Genomic DNA, 21,309 nt, shown 5'->3' on the forward strand with positions numbered 1-21,309 from the left:
TTTATGGAGAATAATCAATGAACTGGTACAAAATCCAAGCCAAAGCCAACGATACTGCCGAAATCTCTATTTATGACGAAATAGGCTTCTGGGGTGTCACCGCACAACAGTTTGCCAAAGACTTAAAAGCCCTTGGCAACAATCTCAAACAAATCAATCTGCATATCCATTCGCCCGGCGGCGATGTATTTGATGGCATTGCTATCTACAATTTACTGAAAAATCACCCTGCTAACAAGACCGTCTATATCGACGGTCTTGCTGCATCTATGGCAAGCGTGATTGCAATGGCTGGGAATGAAATCATTATGCCTGAAAACGCAATGATGATGATCCACAAGCCGTGGGGCATTCAAGGTGGTGATGCCGATGATATGCGGAAATATGCGGACTTGCTTGATAAAGTCGAAAGTACGCTGATTATGGCGTATGTCGCCAAAACAGGTAAATCCGAATCAGATTTAGCAGAAATGCTAAAAGTAGAAACTTGGCTCACAGGCAAAGAATGCGTAGAGCAAGGTTTCGCCGATAAACTAGCCGATCCCCTTGTGGCGATGGCTTGTATCCAATCCAAAAAACTAGAGGACTATACAAATATGCCTGAAACAATCAAAAATATGTTGTTAAATCCACAAGGCAATGCAGGTGCAAATCGAAAACCTGAACAACCACAAACCCCACCACAAGCGGGTGAAAATTCACAAAATATTGCAAAACCGGACGTGATGGCGGTACTCGCACAACGCAATGCGACGATCAAAGCCACCTTTGCTGCTTTCGGTAATCAGTTTGACGGTTTACTAGCGGACTGCTTGGCAGATGTATCAATGACCGCAGATCAGGCAAAAGACAAGCTCCTTGCCAAACTGGGCGAAAATACCACCCCAAGCGTACCACAAAATCATATTCACGCTGGTAACGGCAATGTTGTCGGTGACAGCGTGAAACAATCCCTAATGGCTCGTGCCGGTCAAGATACCGACAAAGCCAATGCTAAAGACAATGCTTACAGCGCAATGACCCTGCGTGAATTAGCCCGTGCGTCGTTAGTTGATCGTGGTGTCAGTATTTCAGGCTACACACCAATGCAAATGGTCGGACTAGCCTTTACTCACTCAAGTTCTGATTTCGGTCAAATCTTAATTGATGTAGCACATAAATCCTTGCTAAAAGGCTGGGAAGTATCAAACGAAAATTACGAACAATTTACCTCACGCGGTATTTTAACCGACTTCCGTCCGGCTAAACGTGTTGGCTTAGGGGAATTTGGCTACTTACCAACCGTGGGTGAGGGTGAAGAATACACCTATGGTACACTCGGTGATGAAGGCGCATCTATCGCACTCGCTACCTACGGGCAATTATTTAGCATTACCCGTCAGGCGATCATCAATGATGATATGCACCTCTTGACCACCATTCCTCAAAAAATGGGGCAAGCGGCACGTGCAACCATCGCAAAATTGGTATTTGCCTTGATTACAGGTAATGCAACTGCTCAAGATGGCAAAAAATTGTTTGACGCAAGTCATAAAAACAGCCTCACAGGGGCAAAATTGGACGTTGAACATATCGATAAAGCGGTGCAATTGATGAATGGTTTTGTAAACAGCCGTGGTGAACCATTAGCGATTGAGCCAGAATTTATGTTGCTCCCAACCTCGCTACATACCAAAGCGAAGCAGATCTTAGGCTCATCAAGTGTCGAAGGAGCAGACATCAACAGCGGTATCATTAACCCAATCCGTGATATTGTTAGCCCGATTAAATCGCCACGTTTACAGATTGCCGATGCGAAATCGTGGTATCTCATCAACAAAGAAGCTATTGAAGTTTCTTATCTTGATGGTGTAGATAGCCCGTATATCGAACAGCAACAAGGCTTCTCGGTAGATGGTGTTACCACAAAAGTTCGCATTGATGCCGGCGTAAATGTGATTGATTATCGTGGTATTGTGAAAGTCACAAACCAGTAACTAGCAAATAACTTATAGACCGTACTTTAATCAATAAGGTACGGTTTTTTATTATCTGAAAAAGGAAAACCTTATGGCTAAAAACTATATTCAGGATGGTAATACCGTCCGCTTAACCGCAGCAAAAGCAATTGTTTCAGGGGATGTTTTAGTGAGCGGCGATCTTATTGCGATCGCTGTTACCGATGCTGCAAAAAATGATGCGGTTGTCGGTTTAACGACAGGTGTGTTCAACGTGAAAGCCAAACAAGCGGACGACATCAAGCAAGGTGCAGTGCTCTACTGGTCTGAAACCGAAGGGGCAACCTTAACGGCAGGTGGTAATAAACGCCTAGGTATTGCGTGGCGAGACAGTGGCACATCTTCTGATGAAGTAGATGTGAAAATCAATGTGTAGCCCTTTTGAACAGGCAATGAAACAAGCAGATCAAGTCATTATGGCAACGATGATGAGTGAATGGCAGTTCCAAGGGCAACCTTACCCTGCCGTTTACGATGAAGCCCCCAAAGTGTTTGAGGGGCTACATTTTAACGAAGATACCGCAATCAATGGCACCTCTCGTACTTTAACGCTATATCGTTCAAGTGGTTACAAGCCACGAACAGGCGATGAAGCGGTGCGAGAAGGTAAAGTGTTCTTCGTGAAATCATATTACTACCAAGACAATCTGCTTATTCTTCGTTTGGAGTAGTAATGAGCGTAAAAATTGATGGAATGGCGGAGATTTCCGCCAATATCGCCAAACTGACCAAGCAAAAGCTCCCCCAAGCCGCTAAAAAGTCGCTTAATACTTTAGCTCGGCGTGCGATGAAAGGAGCTACACAAACGGTAGCAAAAGAGATTGGCGTACCGCACAAAACCATTCGCAACCGAGCCAAATTAACCAAACCTGCGGAAAAAACACGGCTGGAGGCACGGATAAAGGTTATTCGTTCCAATATGCCAGCTATTCGCCTGTTTGAAAACCGTTCTACTAAAATGTGGGTCGGACGTGGTGGCATTGTAGTAGGTAAATATGCGATTAAACGAGGATTTAAACAAACGCTAAAAAATGGTCGAACACACCTAATGCAGCGTCAAGGTAAAGCTCGTTACAGCATTGATGTAGTAAAAATTCCACTTTCACAACCATTAACACAGGCTTTCTCTCATGAATTGAAGGATTACCAACAAGATATTCAAAAAGAACTGACTAAGCAATTAAGTGAGGTATTTAAATGATTATTCATAGCCAAATTCGAGAAGAAATTCTCGAATGTTTAAAACAAGCCTTACCCAATGAAATTAACTGGTATAACGGCAGACCATCCTTTATCGATATTGATGAAGAACAGTCTGCCGTTGCTGTTTTTATTGATGAGGCAAATTGTACACCAGTAACAACTTGCCAAGAAGAATGGGAAGCAAAACTTAACATTGTGCTATATCAAAAGGCACTAAACGATGCAGAAACACGTTTAGATAAAACGGCTCAAAATGTTGTAGATGTATTACAAGAGGTTGAATTTAAAAATCTTTCTGCAATGCAATTATCCGGATATACCTATGACCAAGATGAACAACATTCGACTTGGCATATTGCAATTATTATCCAATTTGAAATTAACTATGAACGTACAACAGGAGCTGATTAATGGCAACACAAACCACCCCATTCCAACAAACTAAATTCCGATATCAAGTTGGTAAGGAAGCAGGTAAAGCAATTACCGCTGTTGATATCAGTAAAGGCATTTTAACCATTGCAACATCAGGCTTTGTCAAAGGCGACATGATCGAAATCGAAGGTTTAGGTGCTTTAAACGGTTTATATCCAGTTGCTTCAGTATCGTCAGATAAAGTTACGCTTTCAGATGATTACCGTAATGCGCAAATTGCTTATATGTTGGCGGTGGTTAATAGCGCCAAAGATGCAAAACCTGAATTGAACGACTTTATGCCGTTTTTTAGGAATGAGCGTGAAGAAGAGGAAGAGGAAGATGACGGTGTGGCGGATTATTTGGCGAAAAGGTAGCAAAATCATTTGAAATTTTAATTTTTTGCCTATATATAGAAAGTATGATTTTATATAAGGAGAATATATATGATTGCAACAATGAAAGATATTATCGCTACATTTAAATGGGGATTAAAAGGAATGTTTGCAATGGCTTTGCTAATTTGTAGCAGCGTAGCCATTCTCTTTTCTATTATTTATGTTTCTACACATTATAATATCCCTCATCCGTTTCCTGCTGGGTTATCGAAATTAGAAGCTGCTTTTTATAGTTTAGGGATTGGCATTATTGTTTATTTTGCGTTATTAGCTATAACTAAGTCATTTGTAAGAGTTTTGGAATTTTTTGAGCGTTTATTTCGTTAAATTCAAATAGTTTATTTTTAGAAGCCTGCTTGATGCAGGCTTTTTTTATGGGGAGTTGCAATGAGTTCTTTGGGTTCATTAAATATCCAGCTATCGCTTGATACGGTTAAATTCCAGCAAGCTTTATCCAAATCAGACCATCAAACCCAGAGATTCGTGAGAAATTTTACGGTAGATATGGATAAAGCGAGACATTCTGCTCGTCAGTTTGCTGATCGCACAACAACATATCTCAACAACATTGAGAAAGCAGCTAACAACATCAATAGAAATAGTAATTTTCAGTTTTGGGATACGATTGGCGGTTATGCTCAAACAGCAGGGCGTGAATTTATTCAGCTTGCGGATAAAAGTACCGAGCTTTCTAATAAACTTAAATTGGTTACTGATGATGAAATTCAGCACGCCCGAGCGATGGCATCGGTCTATGATATTTCGATGAAAACCGCTCAATCTACCCAAGCGGTTTCTGCTATCTACGCTTCTTTTTCCCAAAATGCCAAAGAGTTAGGTATCAATCAGCAGCAAGCCGCCAGTGTTACTGAAACCATCTCAAAAGCCGTATTAATTTCAGGGGCAAGTGCGTCAGAAGCTCAAAATGCCCTTACCCAATTTAGCCAAACTTTGTTAATGGGTAAAATGCGAGCCCAAGAATACAACTCGATTATGACCCAAACGCCAGCGGTAATGCAGGCAATCGCTCGTGGTTTAGGGGTAACAATGGGTGAGCTAAAACAGATGTCAGATGATGGCAAACTGACTTCTGACAAGATGATCCAAGCCTTAGAAAAATCGAAAGCCTCAGTGGATGAGTTGTACAGCAAAACGGCAACCACAGTCAGTGGGGCAATGCAGAATTTACAAACTGCTACACAGAAATGGGTTGGAGAACTAGAAAACTCTATTGGAGTATCTAAAATTACTGCGGAGGTTATCAGTGCAGTAGCGAATAATTTAGATCTTGTTGCAACCTCTGCTAAAGTAGCAGCGGCTGGGTATGCAGCATATTATCTGAGTCAAACTCAACATCGCTTAAATGCGAACAAAACCAAATTAACTGCTGAGACAGCGGAATTAGTAGCCGTAGAACGACAAACAACGGCTTTATATCATCAAGCAACGGCTGAGGCGAATGTAGCTAAAAATGTTCTTCAAACTGCGACCGCTGAACGTACTAAAATTGCTCAACAAATTGCTGGCAATTCTCATCAGTTGAAGTTGATGACAACCGAAGAGGGCAGAAATCGCCTTAAAGTTCAAGCCATTACGCTTGCTCGACAAGAACAAATCGCTATTGATAATTTAACAGCTGCTCAACTTCGTTATAATGTTGCCAAACAAGGTGCAGTCACCGCATTTAATTCAATGAATGTAGCAGCAACAAGTGCAAGGACTGCAATAGCTGCCGCAGCTAGTTCAGCCAATTTACTTAGTGTTGGCTTCAATGCTGCAAAAGGGGCTGGTTCAGCTTTATTTGGATTTTTAGCAGCAAACCCATTGATGATTGTTGGTGCGGTTGGAATGGGGATTTATGAATGGTATAACAATATAGAGCAATCACGACAAAAAGCCCTAGAATTTGCTAATAATCTTGAAGTCGTCAAAGAGCAAATTAAATCAATGAATAGTATCTCATTGACGGCAATGAACGATAAGTTAGCCGTATCTGCGGAAGAACTTGAAAGACAGCTAAGTAAAGCCCAACGAAAAATTCAGGATTTGAAAAAAGAGATCGAAAACACGCCTAAATTTATCATAATTGAAGACGATCACAGTTTTGAAACTCGAATTGATAATACCCGAAGAATCACGCAGCTTACTCGAGAATTAAATGCAGCAAGAGAGGAAGAGCAAAGTATTCAACAAAAACTTACTAATGTAAATCAAACGGCTGCTGATACAGCTCAACGTTTAGCGACTATTGTTGATAATGAACTTCGTACCGCTGCTGATAATCTAGGCATTACCCTATTTGATACTGACGGTAAAACCCGAGATTTTGACAGTTCGATGTTGTTAGCGGCAAATACCGCTGCTAATGCCCAAAGTCCTCTAATGACAATGGCGGATAAAATTTTTAATGTGGGAGCAGAAGCTCGCAGTAGTGCCAAAGATCTCTATGTTTTTTCGCATGCTGCACGAGATGCAATGGCGTTAAAAAATACACCTATGGTATTAGCTCCACAAATGGATGAAAAAACGCAGAAATTTTATGAACGCTTAAAAGATGATAATGCAATGGTTACTGCTCGTAACAAAGGAGATATTAAAGGACAAGCGGAAATTTATCTTAAACAGCAAGGTTTTAATAGTTCTACCGTCGGTTATGATGAGCTAATGAAACAAGCTGAAATTATGTTTGGAAATAAAGACAGTAAATCTAATGGTGGTAAACCGAAGAAAATATCTAAGGATAAATCGGCAGTATCTGCAAAAAAAGAAGCTAGTGATGCTCAGAAAAATCGTGAAGATTATTTAGATCAAGTAACGAATATGTCGCAGAAATTGGCTGGATTAAAAGCAGAAACAGCGGATATTGCTCTTTTCGGTCAAACGTCACAATATCAAGAGGTTAAGAAATTAACGGAAGATATTGCGGAAAACGCAGAAAAATATAGTGCTTACGGTACTGACGGCGTTAAAAAATTACAAGAAATGGCAGCGCAGATTGATGAAGCTCAACAAAAAGTAGCAATTGCACAATTTAGCTTCAGTAATGGTGAGAAACTCAAAGCAATGGAGTTTGAATTAACCTTGCTCGGTAAAACCCGCCAAGAGCAAGAGTTAATACAGTATAACCACGAGTTAGATCTTGAGGCTGCACGTCTTAAGGTTGGTATGTCTAAGGAGAATATTGCCTTATTAGAGAAAGAAATTGAAGCACTTAAAAAACGCCGAGCAGAAATTCAGGCTCAGGCAGAAGAAGCTAGAGGTAGCTGGGAAGAGGGAATTAAACAAGGTTGGAATAATATTGAAGCCGATGTCAGCAATGTCGCTGCCAATGTCGCCAATATTACAGAAAATGCGTTTAACGGAATGGCAGATGCAATGACTGATTTTGTGATGACCGGTAAAGCGGATTTTAAATCTATGGCTGAATCAATCATTCGTGATATTTCGAATATGATTATCAAGATGACATTATTCAAGGCTCTTGAAAACTCTCTTAGAGGCACGTCGTTCGGTAATTTTCTTGGTATCCCGGTATCTTCTGCAGCTCAAGGTGGTTTAATTGGGTCAGTTGGTATGCCGAAAGTGATGTTAGGTGGATTTAGTCGAGGTGGTTACACAGGTGATGGCGGTAAATACGTTCCAGCAGGATTAGTACATCGCGGGGAATACGTTATCACTAAAGAGGCCACTGCTCGACTAGGTTTAGATTTCCTTAATCATCTTAACTACGGCAAGCGTGGATTTTCTAGCGGTGGCGGTGTAGCAGTTCCTCGTTTACCAAGTGTGCCAACGCAGATATCAGCACAAAAGCAGTCCTCAAGTATTCAACTTACTCAGCATTATACCATTGACGCTCGTGGTGCTGATCATGGAGTGGAACAACGTATTTCTGATTTACTGAAGCAAAATAAAAGAGAAACTATTGCTGAAATTCGAAACCAAATTAGACGAGGTGGGCAATTCGGCAAAGATTTTGGAGTTGCATAATGGCAAAAATTATTAAATTTCCTGAAAACATTCGCCCAAAGTCAGCGAGTTTTTTCTTAAAGGCTCATACAACAACATTTACTAATCCGTTTTCAAATACCACTCAGACCCAAGAAATGCCAGGTGCTGTTTGGACATTTAAAGCGGATTTTTATTTAAATAATGAGGATAAAAAGAGAATTTTTAGAGCTTTTATAGCAAAATTACGTGGTTCAGCAGGCAGATTTTATTTTCCTGCTGAGTTTTGCCCTAAGTTTATACCAAGCTTTGGCGAATCAGAAACACCACGAATTGTTGATTTATCCGTAACAGCAGATGAAGATGATTGGTTTTCAACATCACTAGATATTACTGCCGATTCGGAACATCAATATCGAATATCTCCATTAAGAACCTTATCAGTTGTTAATCCTACTACTCTTAAAGTTGAATCGAATAAGTCTTTTGGTGAATTAGTGTTAAAAGCTGGTCAATATATCTCTTTTGATTTAACAAATGGTTACCGATATTTAGGGATTGTCACAGACGATTGTTTTTCATTGTCGGATAATACCGTTCAAATTTCCATTGAGCCACCATTGCGCGATATATCGATTGATAATGCTCCGATTCATACCGCACGCCCAAGTGCAGTTTTTATGTTATCTGACGATGAGCAAGGACGCATTTCGAATCTATTGTATAAAAAAGGAGAAGTATCGATCGAAGCAATTCAAGCTAGACCATTAAGGATTGATTAATGAGAGATTTAGATAGTGTTTCAAAAGCTGAGAGCAAAAAGGATCTACTTAGACCTTTTTCAGCCGTTGAATTGGACTATCCGGACGGGATAGTTCGTTTATCATTCCTGCCTTTTGATGTGGTTATTGATGGGTATACTTTTACCGGTGCCGGTGAACTGGGTGCTATGAGTATGATTACTGAAGGTGCTGAGCAGAAAAGCTATGGTATCACGATCGCTATAAGCGGTATCCCTAGTGTGAAAACGGATTATTTGCTCAAGCAAGATATCCAAGGCAGAATAGCAAAAATTTGGATGGGTTTTTTAAATGAAAATCATCAACTAATCGGGAAACCTATTGTTATTTTTGTGGGAAGAATGGATACACAATTACTGAAAGTTGGAAAAACTACAGAGATTGAATTAGCGGTAGAGAGTTTATTCATTGACTGGCAAAGAGCAAAAGTTAGGCGTTTTACAAATGAGGATCAGGTGGCGGAATATCCTAATGATAGAGGTTTTGAGTTTGTTTCTGCTGTTGCCGATATGGAATTAATATGGGGACGAGGATAATGCGGTATTTAGATTGGGAGAAAAGGCTGGTGGATGTTATCGAAAGACATCAAAACCAGCCTTTTTTATTAGGTACTTTGGATTGTTGTCAATTCGCAAGAAATTGTCTTGTCGCATTAAGCATCGAAAATATTCCGGAAATTCCGAACTACAATTCATTAAGAGATGCACTCTCTGTCTTGCGTGAGTTAGGGGGTATTTCCGGTGTTGCTCAATATCTAACGGGCAAGCAGTCTGTGTCTGTCCTTAAAGCGAAGAGAGGAGATTTACTAATGATTAAAAGTGATGATCCTGTTTTTAATTATCAAGCTTTAGCTATTTGCGTGGGTAATGTAGCGTTAGCTACAGGCAAGAATGGGCCTGTTCCTGTCAATAGAGATAAGTGGCTAAAATGTTGGGAGATTTAATATGCCAGCGGTAATTCCTGTTATTGCGGCTGTTGCTGCGGCATCTATTGCTACTTCGGCGGCTGTTATTGCCGCAATTGGTGTAATAGGTGCTACAACTCTTGGGATGGTTGCTGCTTTTGCTATTACGACGGTAGGCAATAAATTAACACAGGCAAAACCGCCCAGCATACCACAACAAGAACTCAAGCGAACCATAAAAGAATCAGCGTCCGCTCGGCGAATTATTTATGGGACAGTGCGTTCAAGTGGAGCTTTGTTATATGCCTCTGTGTCAGATAAAGAGAATAAATATCTAGATATGATTATCGCATTAGCACACGGTAGGATTCACGAGATTGATTCTATTTTTTGGATTAATGACGATAAGACCGACGATCCTAAATTTGATGGATTGGTATCTATGTATTACCGGAAGGGATATAAAGAGCAATCGGCAATGTTGGGATTAGTTAATAAGAAAAACGGCGAATGGACGGAAGCACATACGTTAAATGGCGTATCTTATGCCTATGTCAGACTTAAATATGATTCTGAGGTTTTTCAAAGCGGTGTACCTAACATCTCGTTCTTGATTAAAGGTCGCCCAGTCTATGATCCTCGAATCAGACAAATGGTTCACTCCAACAATCCGGCGTTATGTATTTTAGATTGGTTAAGATCAAAAGAAGGAAAGGATGTGCCCAATGACCTGATCGATTTTGATTCTTTCATCACCGCAGCAAACATATGCGATGAAGAAGTGCCTAGTAAGGATGGCAGATATGAGCTGAATGGGAAAGCAGGGTTCGTAAAACGATATACCCTTGATGGCGTTATTGATATGTCTGCGGCACCATCGAAAATTATTGAAGAAATGCAGTTATCTTGTCATGGTAATTTAGTATTTTCGCAAGGAAAATACCGGTTTTATGCAGGTGCGTATGATTATCCATCATTAACAATTACTTCGGAAATGTTACGTGAAGCTCCAACGGTAAGAATGAAGCCGAGTCGAAACGAGTTATTCAATATTGTATCAGGTTCGTATATTGATCCTGCGCATAATTGGAACGAAACGGATTTTCCGCCGCAAAGAGATGATAGTTATATCAAACGGTATCAAGGGGAGGAAATTAAGCAAGATATCAAACTACCTTACACAACGAATGGCGCAATAGCTCAGCGTTTAGCGAAAATTAAGTTAGTAAAAGGGAATAATACAATTACAGTAAATTTAAATTGCAATTGGGCTGCACTATCCATCAGATTGTGGGATGTTGTAGAGTTGAATATTCCTGAAATATTTCAAGTTGGCACAACATTTAGAGTCACTGAGTTTTCTTTCGCCGAAGGTGGAGGTATTGATTTAACTCTCAGCTCTGAGCGACCGGAGTTTTATTATTGGGATCACAATGAAGATGAAAAATTAATTGAACCGACTAAAAAACCAATATCGGACGATGGTAAGCCCGAACCGGTTAAAAATCTAGTCATCAGCGGCGAACCTAAATATAGCAAGCCTTATTTGTCTATAAAATGGGAGAAACCAGAAAACGAGAGAATCACTTATTATTACAAAGTGATCGTTGAAAGAAGGAATAAGAATAGTACGTCTTATCAGACTTTTCGAAGTTTTAAAACCACAGAAACGGAATTAAGCCAAGAATTAAACTCAGAAGATGTGCCTTATCTATATCGAGTGAAAGTTTCAAAGTATCTAGGGTTTTATAGTTCTGATCAAATCACAAGTGATTTGGTTGAGATCAAGACAATCTCAACTCCGCCAGAACCTCCGACTTATATCAGCGTATCCAACAATGCTGGAGAAGCAGTACTGCGTTGGCGCGCCCCAACTAATCATGATTTTAATCATAATATCATTTATCGGAGCGCAGAGAATGATGCTGAACAAGCAGTGGAGGTAGTAAAAATCAAAGTAGATAAGGGGAGTTATAACTCTCATTCGGATGTTATAGAAAGTACGTCATACTACTGGATATCATCAGTAGATACGGCAGGGAACGAATCAGATAGAATCTTCGCTGGTTCCGTCATTATTTAATTTAACACAGGCACTCGAAAGAGTGCTTTTTTATTGGAATTTTTATGGCTATTGCAGAACAACATTTAGTAAACATTGGACGATATGCCAATGATGGAAAAGGTGATTCAGCCCGAGTCGCTTTTGAGAAATTGAATAAGTTAATTATTCAATTAGATAGCAATATTAAAAGCGGGGCTATTGGGTACTTAGATTACTCATCAATGCAATTGGATCAGAGTAAACCTGACGGCACAATTGCTCAACTGACTAATGGTGACCTTTATATTCGATTAAATGGAGAGTGGGTTAAATCTATCGATAAAACAGAAGCGCAATCGGCGGAATTTGATAAAAAATTAGCAGATGTTGCGCGGTCAGTGGTCAATGTTAATTTATATGAAAGCCAGATATCTTTAGCTCAGGCGTGGACGGATAACAAAGATAAAATTGCCATTGGCATAACGGAACGAGGGGATTTCTACCAACCATCAGCCGAACAACGTGAGTCAGGTTTTCCTGGGTGGGGAGTCACTGATAATCAAGATCGATTGTTGATGGGGTTCAATACCGCAACGGCGGAATTTGTTGCCTCGGATAAACGAGAAGGGTTTACATCTACACAGGCATTTGTCCAGACCGACAGTAATTATAAAGTTTCCGAGCAATCATTAGTTACGGGTGAAAAATATGTACCTGCTGGCATTGTTTCTGACGCTGGCATCTGCTTTTTACAGAATGGTGATGTATATCTACAAAAAGGTTCCGTTACTACGCAAATTACACAACGTGGTGATGTGGTTGCTTGCGAGATGTCAGGTTCAGCGGTGCGTTATGTTGCTCCACGCCGTGGCTTATTCCTAACATACGAATGGCGTGATGGCGAGACATCACAAGTCTTTGAGCCTTGCGATATTGACGGATACTTCTTAACTGGGCAATCACTTGCTGTAAGCATGAATAATCCAGCAATAAACACTGCCGCAATACCAGAAAATGCCTTTACAATTTCCACCGGTCCTATGTGGCATAAAGAGTGGTCGGAGAATATACGAGGCATTATTAAACTTCAAGAGCGATATTATGAAACAATAATGTCTAATTTTGGTAAAGCAGTGCTAGAGAAAAAAGATAAACCTATTATTGTCTTCGGATCGGGAAAAGGCGGGCGTAACTATGCTTCATTGATTAAAGGTGGTGAAAGCGGAGCTTATGAAAAAGTAATAACAGCTATGCAGTTTATACAAAATACTCCGTACAAGACAAGTTATAAAGCTATGCTTGTAATTCATGGTGAACAAGATGGTAAAGAGCGAAATACAAACTACGATAAAAACCTAGCGGATTGGTTAGATAGTTATACAAAAGAAATTCAGACGATCACAGGACAAAATGAAAAGCCGGTCATGCTGATGTGTCAGACTGCAGGTGCCGCTAATTATTATCCTAATTTATCAGAACGGCATTTATATACAACGCCATTCTTACAACTTAAAGCAAGTGCCGAACATCCGCGTATTTTCGCAGTAACACCTAAATATATGTTTAACTGTACAGATGGTATTCATATCGACGGCAAGTCTGCTGATATTCTTGGCGACTATTACGCCAAGGTAAAACATTTAGTGGTAGATAAGGGGGAGGATTGGCTCGGGCTACGTCCAATCAAATGCCATAAAAGTGGAACGAGAACGGTAGATATTACGTTTAATGTGCCAAATCCGCCGTTAGTATTTGACACAATAAAAGTAACAGAACCAGGCAATTACGGTTTCTATCTTTATAACGGAAATGGAGTCACTATTTCTAAAGTGGCATTAGACGCAGAAAATAATAAGGTTGTCATCACAACAAGTGATGATATCCCTGATGGGGCTTCCATTACTTATGCGTTTGATAACGGTATTGGAGGCAATTCAGGACCGACAAAAGGTGCGAGAGGTTGTCTACGAGATAGTTGTACAGACTTATCAACTGACGGAACGTGGATGCTACATAACTGGTGTTTTGCGTTCGAAGAAAAATTAACTAACTAAATGGAGAATATAAAATGGGACATATCATTAGACTTAACACAGTTTTTTCAAATAAAAACTTACCAGCTATTGTAGATCGGGACACTGAATCTTTAGAATCTATTATTCTAAATCATCCAAACTTACAAGGTTTTTGGGATTTTTCAGATCTTAGAACATTAACACTTGTTGGCTCTAGCATTACAAAAGTGACAGACAAATCAAAGAATAAAATCTCTCTAGTTGCGCCAGCGGATACCGCACCAGAATTAGATTCTCTGACATTAAAAAATATGGCTTCCGGCTATTTTAATGGTAATAAATTCATGACGTCGGAAGACATTGTTTTTAAAAACAATTGGAAAGAAAACACGATCGTGATTTTCGCTCAAAAACCAATTGTGACTCAAAATCCAGAAATTACAATTTTGGTATCTCGTAAAAAAACATCATCATACACAGTATATGTGGATAATAGATCAATTGCTCTTAATGCCGGTAGAGCTAGAATTATCGGTGATAACGTTATTACTGGAAAACCGTTAAATATCATTGCATCGACAGTATTTGAAACAAACGAATCACATTTACGAACCCCAAATGCGTATAATGCAAATGCTAGACCTGCTTTAACTGCCGCCGATGATCATGTATTTGTTGGTCGTTGGTGGGATGATTACGATGCAAAAACAGCATCGAATTGGAATGGTTATATTGGTCATGTGATGATTTTTGATAAAAATCTCGAAAAAGAACCTATTTTTATGGATTTATTGCTTGAATATAGTAGACGTAAATACGGTACTCCATTATGGGATAAGTAAAACAAAGAATTGCATCAGGGGCTGAAAAACGCCCCTAAAAATATTAATTCGTGCTGTCATCAACACGATCGTGATTATGGCGTAAACGGAAAAGTCAGTAGAGCGGAAGCAGATAAGCGGTTAAGGGATTGTTTGATTGCGCAAGGTCGCCCTGTTTTTGCTTGGCTAGCTTGGGTGGTGGTGAGATTGCTTGGTTGGTATTTTTGGAATGAGAAAAAAGGAAAATAGCTTGTTTTATAATCTGATTAAAATTTGAGTTTCGGAAAAATGTATATAGTTTCGGAAATAGAAAGGAAATTGATTAAATAACCCTTTGAAATTATTGTAATAAAATAGAGAAACCAAAATTAGTTCACTTAGACTTCAAACGCGCTTAATTTAGCTCGTGATGTGAATTAGTAAGAGGATTAAGTTTTTCGGAACTTAATCCTTTTTTATTTGCCAATAATTAGCCGAACAAGCGGTTAAATATTGGCAAAACTTTGCAAATCCGCTATACTCGCTATTCTGAGTTGGTTAGACAATCGCTGGTTTATTGAAGCCCTTAATTGTTCGCAAGAACGACCTAGCGGGACAAGTAAACGAGAGGAAAGTCCGAGCTACACAGGGCAGAGTGCCAGATAACGTCTGGGCGGTGTGAACCGACGACCAGTGCAACAGAGAGCAAACCGCCGATGTGCATTAGCGCAGGTAAGGGTGAAAGGGTGCGGTAAGAGCGCACCGCGTGGGTGGCAACATTCCACGGCACGGTAAACTCCACTCGTAGCAAGACCAAATAGGAACTCAATGGATGGCCCGTCCAGAGTTCGGGTAGGTTGCTTGAGCTTGTGTGTGAATGCAAGCCTAGAGGAATGATTGTCCGCGACAGAACTCGGCTTATCGACCAACTCACTTTATTTTTTAGGAAAGCGAACAGGGTAACTTGTTCGCTTTTTGTTTTTTATAAGGAGAATTAATGAAATTAATTAAATTTGCGTTTCTTTGTTTCATTGCATTTTTGTCAGCACAGGTGGCTGCACATCCCCATTCCTTTCTCGATCTTAAAAATAAAATTCTAGTAGAAGGAACGAACCTGAAAGGTTTTCAAATGGAATGGACGATGGACGAGATCGCTTCGGCGGAGCTGATTTATGAAGTAAAAAGCAGTTCGGATAAAGAGGCGACTAAAAAATCCATTACGGCGGAAATGGTACAAACTGCAATAGAAAATCATTATTTTAGTTATTTATACAATGCTAAAGACGAACCGCTAAAATTTACGACAAAACCGTCAAATACGACCTTTAGAATAGCCGGAAATAAAGTCATTTTTTATGTTACCTTTTATTTAAGCCGACCTTATGATCTAAAAAACAATCCGATTCGCCTTTATACCTATGAACCGAGTTACTATATGGCAATGGAATATAATAACAAAGCGGATTTGACTATCAGTAATTCGGCATGTAAAGCAACGCTTGAACAACCTAAAGTGAATAGCGAGTTACGTTTATACGCTTCAAGTTTGGATAAAACGCAAACACCTGATATGCCTGAAGGCGAAGATAATACACTGGGGGCGCAATTTGCTCAAAAGGTGGTAGCGGTATGCGAGTAAAGCACATTATATGGATAGCGGTCTGTTTTTTATTATTTTTTACCGTTTATAACAATTATTCCCTATTTCTTTTCAAAGTATTGGAGTGGCAGAAAAGTTTCAATCAGCAGATTTCCGCGGCGATGACCGGTCTGAGTGAGAATCGTCAGCAAGCCGGTATTACCTTGCTGATTATCAGCTTTTTATACGGTGTATTTCATGCGGTCGGTCCGGGACACGGTAAGTTTATTTTAACCGGTTACCTATCGCTCGAAAAAACGAAATTGAATCAGGCGATGAAAATCAGCTTTCTGTCGGCATTGGCGCAAGGTTTTGTGGCAATTGCACTGGTTTCGATTATCGTCGTCGCTTTTACCCTTTCACGCAGCTACTTTAATCTCACCTTAAAATGGGTGGAACGAGGCAGTTTTGTTTTGATGATCTTATTTGGCATCTATTGGTGTTACCAAGCCTTAAAAGCGTTTAAGCGCAAATCCGATACCATTCCTAAAATTCAGCGAATTTCCGCGATAAACTTGCAAAAAAATAGCAAAATCACACCGCTTATCAGACCTCAAAAACATTTTCATACCGAGTATTGCGGTTGCGGACATCAGCACTTGCCGTCTTCAACCCAAATACACCAAGCAAAAGATTGGAAAGCTCAATCGATGATAATCTTAAGTATCGGTGCCAGACCGTGTTCCGGTGCAATTCTTGTATTATTTCTCGCCTATACCTTAGATATTTATGTTTGGGGAATGCTATCCGCATTAGCGATGGCAATAGGTACCGGTATGACACTAACGCTCTTTGCATGGTTAGTGATTATCGCACGTAACAGGGCGATACGTTTAAGCACGTGGTATATATCAGAGCAGACCAGTCGGCAAGCGATGCTAATTTTAAAAATTCTCGTTGGTATGATATTGGTCATCTTTGGTGTTACCTTGTTCCATAGTAGTTTTATCGAAACATCCGGCGGAGCGGGTTTATTCAAACGATAGATTTTACTAATGGAAAGATTAAAGATCTTTTCAAAAGTTAAAAAATCATTAAAATGCAAACGTTTTCGTTTTTATTTTTCATACTATAAGAGGTCTTTGATGGATTTTATTGTTTCGGGTTTTGAAAATGTCCTGACATGGATTGTGAATACGATTGACGGTCCGCTTTGGGACATCACTATTTTAATCCTTTTAGGAACGGGGCTGTTTTTTACGATTACCACCGGCTTTGTTCAACTGCGTTTATTACCTCGTAGTTTACGTGAAATGTGGGGCGGACGTTCAGCGGAAGGGAAATCTTTAACGCCTTTCCAAGCGTTTACAACCGGTTTAGCCAGCCGTGTCGGTGTCGGTAATATCGGTGGGGTGGCAACCGCTATCGCCTTAGGCGGTCCGGGTGCGGTATTCTGGATGTGGATTACCGCTTTAATGGGAATGAGTTCTGCATTTGCGGAATCTTCGCTTGCCCAACTATATAAAACGCGTGATCCGAACGGTATGTTCCGCGGCGGCCCTGCATACTATATTACGCGCGGTTTGAAATTTAAACCGATGGCGATTGCATTTGCGATTGCATTAATTTTTACCTTCGGTTTTGCTTTTAATGCGGTGCAATCCAACTCGATTGTGGCGGCGACCAGTAAAGCATGGGAATGGGACGGACAATATATCGGTTTAATATTGGTAATTGTAACCGGTATTATTATTTCCGGCGGGGTAAAACTTATCGGGCAAGTTTCCGCTAAAATCGTGCCGATGATGGCATTATTTTATCTGATCATTGCGGTCATTATTTTAGGTATGAATATCGAACGTGTTCCGGCGGTATTCGGATTAATTATTGACAGTGCGTTTGACTTTTCAGCGGCTGCAGGCGGTATGTTCGGTGCTTTAGTGTCGAAAACGATGTTGATGGGGATTAAGCGCGGTTTATTCTCAAATGAAGCCGGTATGGGTTCCGCACCGAATTCAGCGGCGACGTCCGATGCAAAACATCCGGCAAGCCAAGGTTTAATCCAAATGTTAGGCGTATTTGTCGATACTATGGTGGTTTGTACCTGTACGGCAGTCATTATTTTAATGTCTGATAATTATGGCGGTGATTCTTTAAAAGGCGTTGAACTCACTCAGACCGCGTTACAATACCATTTAGGCGAGTTCGGCGTACATTTCTTAGCGTTTATTTTGTTATTATTCTGCTACACCTCAATCATCGGTAACTATGCTTATGCGGAAACCAATATTCGTTATATCAAAAACAAACCTTGGTTTGTGTGGGCTTTCCGTGCGGTTGTGTTGTTCTTCGTCTATTTCGGTGCGGTGCGTGACGGCGGTATCGTTTGGGCGTTTGCCGATACGGTAATGGCTTCCATGGCGGTGATTAACTTAATTGCAATCTTGATTCTTGCGCCAATCGTATGGCGTTTATTAAAAGATTATGTGCGTCAAGCCAAAGCGGGACAAGAGCCGGTCTTTAAGATTGAAGAACATCAAGATTTAATTCATCGCGGTGTGGATCCGTTAATTTGGAAGTCTAAAGAAGATTAATAAATAACCTATTAGCATTAGCTAAAGAAGCGATAATATCTTATGGTGTTATCGCTTTTTTATATCCGGCGATAAGTCCGGATTTTGTTAATTTTGAATAAAATTAGACCGCTTGCCGATTAAATCTGTGAGATTTCTCTCATTTTTTTAAGCAAACGGTTGGCTTTTTTCGGTAATTTCTTTAAACTGATAATAATTTTTAGTCGGGGTGCTTCTTAAGAAGCTGAGATTAAACCCGTGAACCTGATACAGTTAGTACTGACGTAGGAAACTAATATGCTTATTTTCATTTCAATTATTCCAATCTTTTTTTCATTAAGTTCATCTCATTCAATTCATTTTAGCCGTTAATTAGCGGTCGTTTTTCATACCCATTTTTCGAGGTATTCAATGAATTGTATCGAAATTCATCAGTTGCATTTTGCATTCAAACAGCAGGTTATTTTTAATAACTTCGACTTCGTATTGCCGAAAGGTAAATGGTGCGCTTTACTCGGTGCATCTGGGATCGGAAAATCAACCTTACTGCGTTTAATTGCCGGATTGGAAACAACGTCAATCGGTTCAATCGAACTAGCTCCTGATACGAAAATTGCGTGGCTGGCTCAGCAAGATTCCTTATTTCCTGGCTATCGGTATTGGATAACGTGCAATTAGCCGCTCATTTGCAAGGTAAGAAAAATGCGGAAACCTTAGCTAAGGCAGAACAATTGTTAGCGGCGGTAAAAATGTCGGAGCATAAAAATAAGCCCTGTTACCAACTTTCCGGCGGACAACGTCAACGAGTGGCTTTAGCTCGTACCTTGATGCAAGATGCGGATCTTATTCTGATGGATGAACCGTTTTCCGCCTTGGATGCGGTTACACGTTTGCAGTTACAACAACTGGCGGCACAGCTTTTAGCCGATAAAACCGTATTGTTAATCACTCATGATCCGTAAGAAGCGATTCGTCTTGCCGATCAAATCTATATTCTTAAACATCAACCGGCACAATTATCGAATGTGATTGAACCGTCAAACAACGCACCTCGTTTTGGTTCAGATGCCGAACAATGGCAATTAGAACAGCAACTCTTGAATATGCTCTCTAATCAGTGTGTGGAGGGCGAGAATGTTTAAACGTCTATTCAAAATCGGCGGTTTGAGCTTATTACTGATTTTGTTATGGCAGGCGGTCGTCACCGGGTTTGCTTTACCGCATTATATGTTACCTGCTCCGCTTACGGTGTTTGAACAAATCGTCAATCAATTTCCGTTACTTTGGCAGCACGGCCAAGTTACCTTTATTGAAATTATTGCCGGTCTAAGCCTAGGTTTCTTACTCGGTGTAATGTCCGCCTTAGCACTTTCGCTTTCCAAATGGTTAAACGGTTTCTTATTACCGTTATTAGTTATTTCTCAAGCTATTCCGGTTTTTGCTATCGCCCCTTTATTAGTGCTTTGGCTTGGATACGGTATGGCTTCCAAAATTGCGATGACCGTATTGATCATTTATTTTCCTGTGACGGCTGCTTGTTATGACGGACTGCGTAATACGCCCAAAGCCTATTTGGAATTGGCAAAAACCTTAGAAATCAAACCGCTTGCTATGTTGCTTCTGGTTCGTCTGCCGGCGGCGTTACCGGCGTTGGCTTCCGGATTACGTATTGCAGTTTCGGTTGCACCTATCGGAGCGGTTGTCGGGGAGTGGGTCGGTTCTTCACAAGGGCTAGGCTATTTGATGTTACACGCCAATGCTCGAATGCAAACCGATTTGTTATTTGCCGCTTTAACCGTGTTATTACTAATGACACTTTGTTTGTACTTTATTACCGACAGGCTACTACGCCGTTGGCTGCCGTGGGTTCAATATATGCGATAGTGCAAGCGGTTGATTTTCTAAGATTTTTTACTAAGAGATTGTTATGAGTTTATCTGATCAAGATTTCCTGCGTTATAGCCGCCAAATTCTGTTGGAGGAATGCGGCATTGAAGAGCAGCAAAAGTTAGCCAAAAGTCGAGTATTGGTAGTGGGCTGCGGCGGACTCGGTTCGCCGGTTGCACAATATCTCGCATCCGCCGGTGTCGGAAAACTTTATTTAGCCGACTTTGATAAGGTGGATTTAACCAATTTACAACGCCAAACATTGTTCGGCATGAAAGATTTGAATAAGCCGAAAAGCGAGCAGGCTCGGCTAAATTTACAAGCGATTAATCCGTCGGTTGAAGTTGTCGCTATCAATAAACAATTAACTACCGACAATTTGACGTATTGGGTAAATAAAGTCAATGTAGTGTTGGATTGCTCGGACAATATGGCAACACGTCACGCAGTTAATAAAGTGTGTGTGGAAAACCAAATTCCGCTGATTTCCGGTTCGGCGGTCGGTATGGACGGGCAATTATTGGGCGTGTTTCCGCCTTATCAACACGGCTGCTACGCCTGCCTCTTTCCCGATACTGAGATCGGTAATCTAAATTGTCGCACCGCCGGTGTTTTAGCACCGATTGTCGGTATTATCGGCAGTTTACAGGCATTAGAAACGCTGAAATTTTTATTGGGATTGGCGGTTTCCTGTGACGGAAAGTTCTATGTTTTTGACGGAAGAACCTTGATGTGGCAGTAGCTTGATAT

At 40.5% G+C, this 21,309-nt stretch carries 20 protein-coding genes, 1 other RNA gene, 1 pseudogene and 1 riboswitch; all 22 genes and pseudogenes read left to right on the forward strand.

Going from position 1 to position 21,309, the window contains the following annotated elements; all coding sequences use genetic code 11:
• Window positions 1-17: 17 nt before the first annotated feature.
• The 22 genes and pseudogenes from DRF63_RS02805 to DRF63_RS02920 all read left to right on the forward strand — a co-directional run bounded on the left by DRF63_RS02805 (window position 18) and on the right by DRF63_RS02920 (window position 21,301).
• Window positions 18-1,976 (forward strand): ClpP-like prohead protease/major capsid protein fusion protein, encoded by a 1,959-nt coding sequence (locus tag DRF63_RS02805; protein WP_005596672.1) that lies wholly within the window; start codon window positions 18-20, stop codon window positions 1,974-1,976.
• Between the two features lie 73 nt (window positions 1,977-2,049).
• Window positions 2,050-2,373: a DUF2190 family protein gene (locus tag DRF63_RS02810; RefSeq protein WP_005596673.1), complete on the forward strand. Its 324-nt coding sequence runs from the start codon at window positions 2,050-2,052 to the stop codon at window positions 2,371-2,373.
• Window positions 2,366-2,668 carry a phage tail protein gene (locus DRF63_RS02815; protein WP_005596674.1) on the forward strand — a complete coding sequence of 101 codons (303 nt, stop codon included), beginning with the start codon at window positions 2,366-2,368 and terminating at the stop codon, window positions 2,666-2,668. Before DRF63_RS02810 ends, DRF63_RS02815 begins: the two co-directional genes overlap by 8 nt.
• 2 nt (window positions 2,669-2,670) lie before the next feature.
• The gene (locus DRF63_RS02820) at window positions 2,671-3,198 is read left to right on the forward strand and encodes a phage tail protein (RefSeq protein ID WP_005596676.1); all 528 of its coding nucleotides are present in this window, start codon (window positions 2,671-2,673) and stop codon (window positions 3,196-3,198) included.
• Window positions 3,195-3,611, forward strand: a complete 417-nt coding sequence (gene gpU, locus DRF63_RS02825; protein WP_005596678.1) for a phage tail terminator protein — start codon at window positions 3,195-3,197, stop codon at window positions 3,609-3,611. Before DRF63_RS02820 ends, gpU begins: the two co-directional genes overlap by 4 nt.
• On the forward strand, window positions 3,611-3,991 hold the full coding sequence (locus DRF63_RS02830) for a phage tail assembly protein T (RefSeq protein WP_005596679.1): 381 nt from the start codon (window positions 3,611-3,613) through the stop codon (window positions 3,989-3,991). The genes gpU and DRF63_RS02830 overlap by 1 nt, the downstream gene beginning before the upstream one ends.
• Before the next feature lie 69 nt (window positions 3,992-4,060).
• Window positions 4,061-4,339 carry a hypothetical protein gene (locus tag DRF63_RS02835; protein WP_005596680.1) on the forward strand — a complete coding sequence of 93 codons (279 nt, stop codon included), beginning with the start codon at window positions 4,061-4,063 and terminating at the stop codon, window positions 4,337-4,339.
• A gap of 60 nt (window positions 4,340-4,399) precedes the next feature.
• Complete coding sequence (locus DRF63_RS02840; protein ID WP_233432346.1) at window positions 4,400-7,999, forward strand: phage tail tape measure protein; 3,600 nt, start codon at window positions 4,400-4,402, stop codon at window positions 7,997-7,999.
• Window positions 7,999-8,739, forward strand: a complete 741-nt coding sequence (locus DRF63_RS02845; protein ID WP_005596682.1) for a hypothetical protein — start codon at window positions 7,999-8,001, stop codon at window positions 8,737-8,739. Before DRF63_RS02840 ends, DRF63_RS02845 begins: the two co-directional genes overlap by 1 nt.
• On the forward strand, window positions 8,739-9,293 hold the full coding sequence (locus tag DRF63_RS02850) for a hypothetical protein (RefSeq protein WP_005596683.1): 555 nt from the start codon (window positions 8,739-8,741) through the stop codon (window positions 9,291-9,293). The genes DRF63_RS02845 and DRF63_RS02850 overlap by 1 nt, the downstream gene beginning before the upstream one ends.
• Window positions 9,293-9,700 (forward strand): DUF6950 family protein, encoded by a 408-nt coding sequence (locus DRF63_RS02855; protein WP_125121632.1) that lies wholly within the window; start codon window positions 9,293-9,295, stop codon window positions 9,698-9,700. Before DRF63_RS02850 ends, DRF63_RS02855 begins: the two co-directional genes overlap by 1 nt.
• A gap of 1 nt (window position 9,701) precedes the next feature.
• Window positions 9,702-11,744, forward strand: coding sequence for a phage tail protein (locus DRF63_RS02860; protein ID WP_005596685.1), 2,043 nt, complete (start codon window positions 9,702-9,704; stop codon window positions 11,742-11,744).
• Window positions 11,745-11,788: 44 nt separating this feature from the next.
• On the forward strand, window positions 11,789-13,759 hold the full coding sequence (locus DRF63_RS02865; RefSeq protein WP_005596687.1) for a sialate O-acetylesterase: 1,971 nt from the start codon (window positions 11,789-11,791) through the stop codon (window positions 13,757-13,759).
• 14 nt (window positions 13,760-13,773) lie between these two features.
• On the forward strand, window positions 13,774-14,562 hold the full coding sequence (locus DRF63_RS02870) for a hypothetical protein (RefSeq protein WP_005596688.1): 789 nt from the start codon (window positions 13,774-13,776) through the stop codon (window positions 14,560-14,562).
• 9 nt (window positions 14,563-14,571) lie between these two features.
• The gene (locus DRF63_RS11235) at window positions 14,572-14,790 is read left to right on the forward strand and encodes a hypothetical protein (protein ID WP_005596689.1); all 219 of its coding nucleotides are present in this window, start codon (window positions 14,572-14,574) and stop codon (window positions 14,788-14,790) included.
• Window positions 14,791-15,070: 280 nt separating this feature from the next.
• Window positions 15,071-15,457, forward strand: an RNA gene (gene rnpB / locus DRF63_RS02880) — RNase P RNA component class A.
• A gap of 60 nt (window positions 15,458-15,517) precedes the next feature.
• A complete protein-coding gene (locus DRF63_RS02885) occupies window positions 15,518-16,159 on the forward strand; it encodes a DUF1007 family protein (RefSeq protein ID WP_005618850.1) in 642 nt (213 codons plus the stop codon).
• Window positions 16,150-17,145 (forward strand): nickel/cobalt transporter, encoded by a 996-nt coding sequence (locus DRF63_RS02890; RefSeq protein ID WP_043991779.1) that lies wholly within the window; start codon window positions 16,150-16,152, stop codon window positions 17,143-17,145. The genes DRF63_RS02885 and DRF63_RS02890 overlap by 10 nt, the downstream gene beginning before the upstream one ends.
• A 99-nt stretch (window positions 17,146-17,244) precedes the next feature.
• Window positions 17,245-18,693: an alanine/glycine:cation symporter family protein gene (locus tag DRF63_RS02895; RefSeq protein WP_005596696.1), complete on the forward strand. Its 1,449-nt coding sequence runs from the start codon at window positions 17,245-17,247 to the stop codon at window positions 18,691-18,693.
• Window positions 18,694-18,887: 194 nt separating this feature from the next.
• A riboswitch (TPP riboswitch) is annotated at window positions 18,888-18,980 on the forward strand.
• A gap of 103 nt (window positions 18,981-19,083) precedes the next feature.
• Window positions 19,084-19,814 (forward strand): annotated as a pseudogene (locus DRF63_RS11400) (ABC transporter ATP-binding protein).
• Window positions 19,807-20,556: an ABC transporter permease gene (locus DRF63_RS02915; protein ID WP_005596703.1), complete on the forward strand. Its 750-nt coding sequence runs from the start codon at window positions 19,807-19,809 to the stop codon at window positions 20,554-20,556. The pseudogene DRF63_RS11400 and the gene DRF63_RS02915 overlap by 8 nt, the downstream one beginning before the upstream one ends.
• A gap of 43 nt (window positions 20,557-20,599) precedes the next feature.
• Entirely contained in the window at window positions 20,600-21,301 is a 702-nt protein-coding gene (locus DRF63_RS02920; RefSeq protein ID WP_005596705.1) for a HesA/MoeB/ThiF family protein, read from the forward strand.
• Window positions 21,302-21,309: the final 8 nt, after the last annotated feature.

This window comes from Actinobacillus pleuropneumoniae, from assembly GCF_003290385.1.
GTDB classification, from domain to species: Bacteria; Pseudomonadota; Gammaproteobacteria; order Enterobacterales; family Pasteurellaceae; genus Actinobacillus; species Actinobacillus lignieresii.

What these genes read in the sequence shown, in the direction of transcription:
- DRF63_RS02805 (WP_005596672.1), top strand. Translation starts at nt 18, where the DNA reads ATGAACTGGTACAAAATCCAAGCCAAAGCCAACGATACTGCCGAAATC.
- DRF63_RS02810 (WP_005596673.1), top strand. Translation starts at nt 2,050, where the DNA reads ATGGCTAAAAACTATATTCAGGATGGTAATACCGTCCGCTTAACCGCA.
- DRF63_RS02815 (WP_005596674.1), top strand. Translation starts at nt 2,366, where the DNA reads ATGTGTAGCCCTTTTGAACAGGCAATGAAACAAGCAGATCAAGTCATT.
- DRF63_RS02820 (WP_005596676.1), top strand. Translation starts at nt 2,671, where the DNA reads ATGAGCGTAAAAATTGATGGAATGGCGGAGATTTCCGCCAATATCGCC.
- gpU (WP_005596678.1), top strand. Translation starts at nt 3,195, where the DNA reads ATGATTATTCATAGCCAAATTCGAGAAGAAATTCTCGAATGTTTAAAA.
- DRF63_RS02830 (WP_005596679.1), top strand. Translation starts at nt 3,611, where the DNA reads ATGGCAACACAAACCACCCCATTCCAACAAACTAAATTCCGATATCAA.
- DRF63_RS02835 (WP_005596680.1), top strand. Translation starts at nt 4,061, where the DNA reads ATGATTGCAACAATGAAAGATATTATCGCTACATTTAAATGGGGATTA.
- DRF63_RS02840 (WP_233432346.1), top strand. Translation starts at nt 4,400, where the DNA reads ATGAGTTCTTTGGGTTCATTAAATATCCAGCTATCGCTTGATACGGTT.
- DRF63_RS02845 (WP_005596682.1), top strand. Translation starts at nt 7,999, where the DNA reads ATGGCAAAAATTATTAAATTTCCTGAAAACATTCGCCCAAAGTCAGCG.
- DRF63_RS02850 (WP_005596683.1), top strand. Translation starts at nt 8,739, where the DNA reads ATGAGAGATTTAGATAGTGTTTCAAAAGCTGAGAGCAAAAAGGATCTA.
- DRF63_RS02855 (WP_125121632.1), top strand. Translation starts at nt 9,293, where the DNA reads ATGCGGTATTTAGATTGGGAGAAAAGGCTGGTGGATGTTATCGAAAGA.
- DRF63_RS02860 (WP_005596685.1), top strand. Translation starts at nt 9,702, where the DNA reads ATGCCAGCGGTAATTCCTGTTATTGCGGCTGTTGCTGCGGCATCTATT.
- DRF63_RS02865 (WP_005596687.1), top strand. Translation starts at nt 11,789, where the DNA reads ATGGCTATTGCAGAACAACATTTAGTAAACATTGGACGATATGCCAAT.
- DRF63_RS02870 (WP_005596688.1), top strand. Translation starts at nt 13,774, where the DNA reads ATGGGACATATCATTAGACTTAACACAGTTTTTTCAAATAAAAACTTA.
- DRF63_RS02885 (WP_005618850.1), top strand. Translation starts at nt 15,518, where the DNA reads ATGAAATTAATTAAATTTGCGTTTCTTTGTTTCATTGCATTTTTGTCA.
- DRF63_RS02890 (WP_043991779.1), top strand. Translation starts at nt 16,150, where the DNA reads ATGCGAGTAAAGCACATTATATGGATAGCGGTCTGTTTTTTATTATTT.
- DRF63_RS02895 (WP_005596696.1), top strand. Translation starts at nt 17,245, where the DNA reads ATGGATTTTATTGTTTCGGGTTTTGAAAATGTCCTGACATGGATTGTG.
- DRF63_RS02915 (WP_005596703.1), top strand. Translation starts at nt 19,807, where the DNA reads ATGTTTAAACGTCTATTCAAAATCGGCGGTTTGAGCTTATTACTGATT.
- DRF63_RS02920 (WP_005596705.1), top strand. Translation starts at nt 20,600, where the DNA reads ATGAGTTTATCTGATCAAGATTTCCTGCGTTATAGCCGCCAAATTCTG.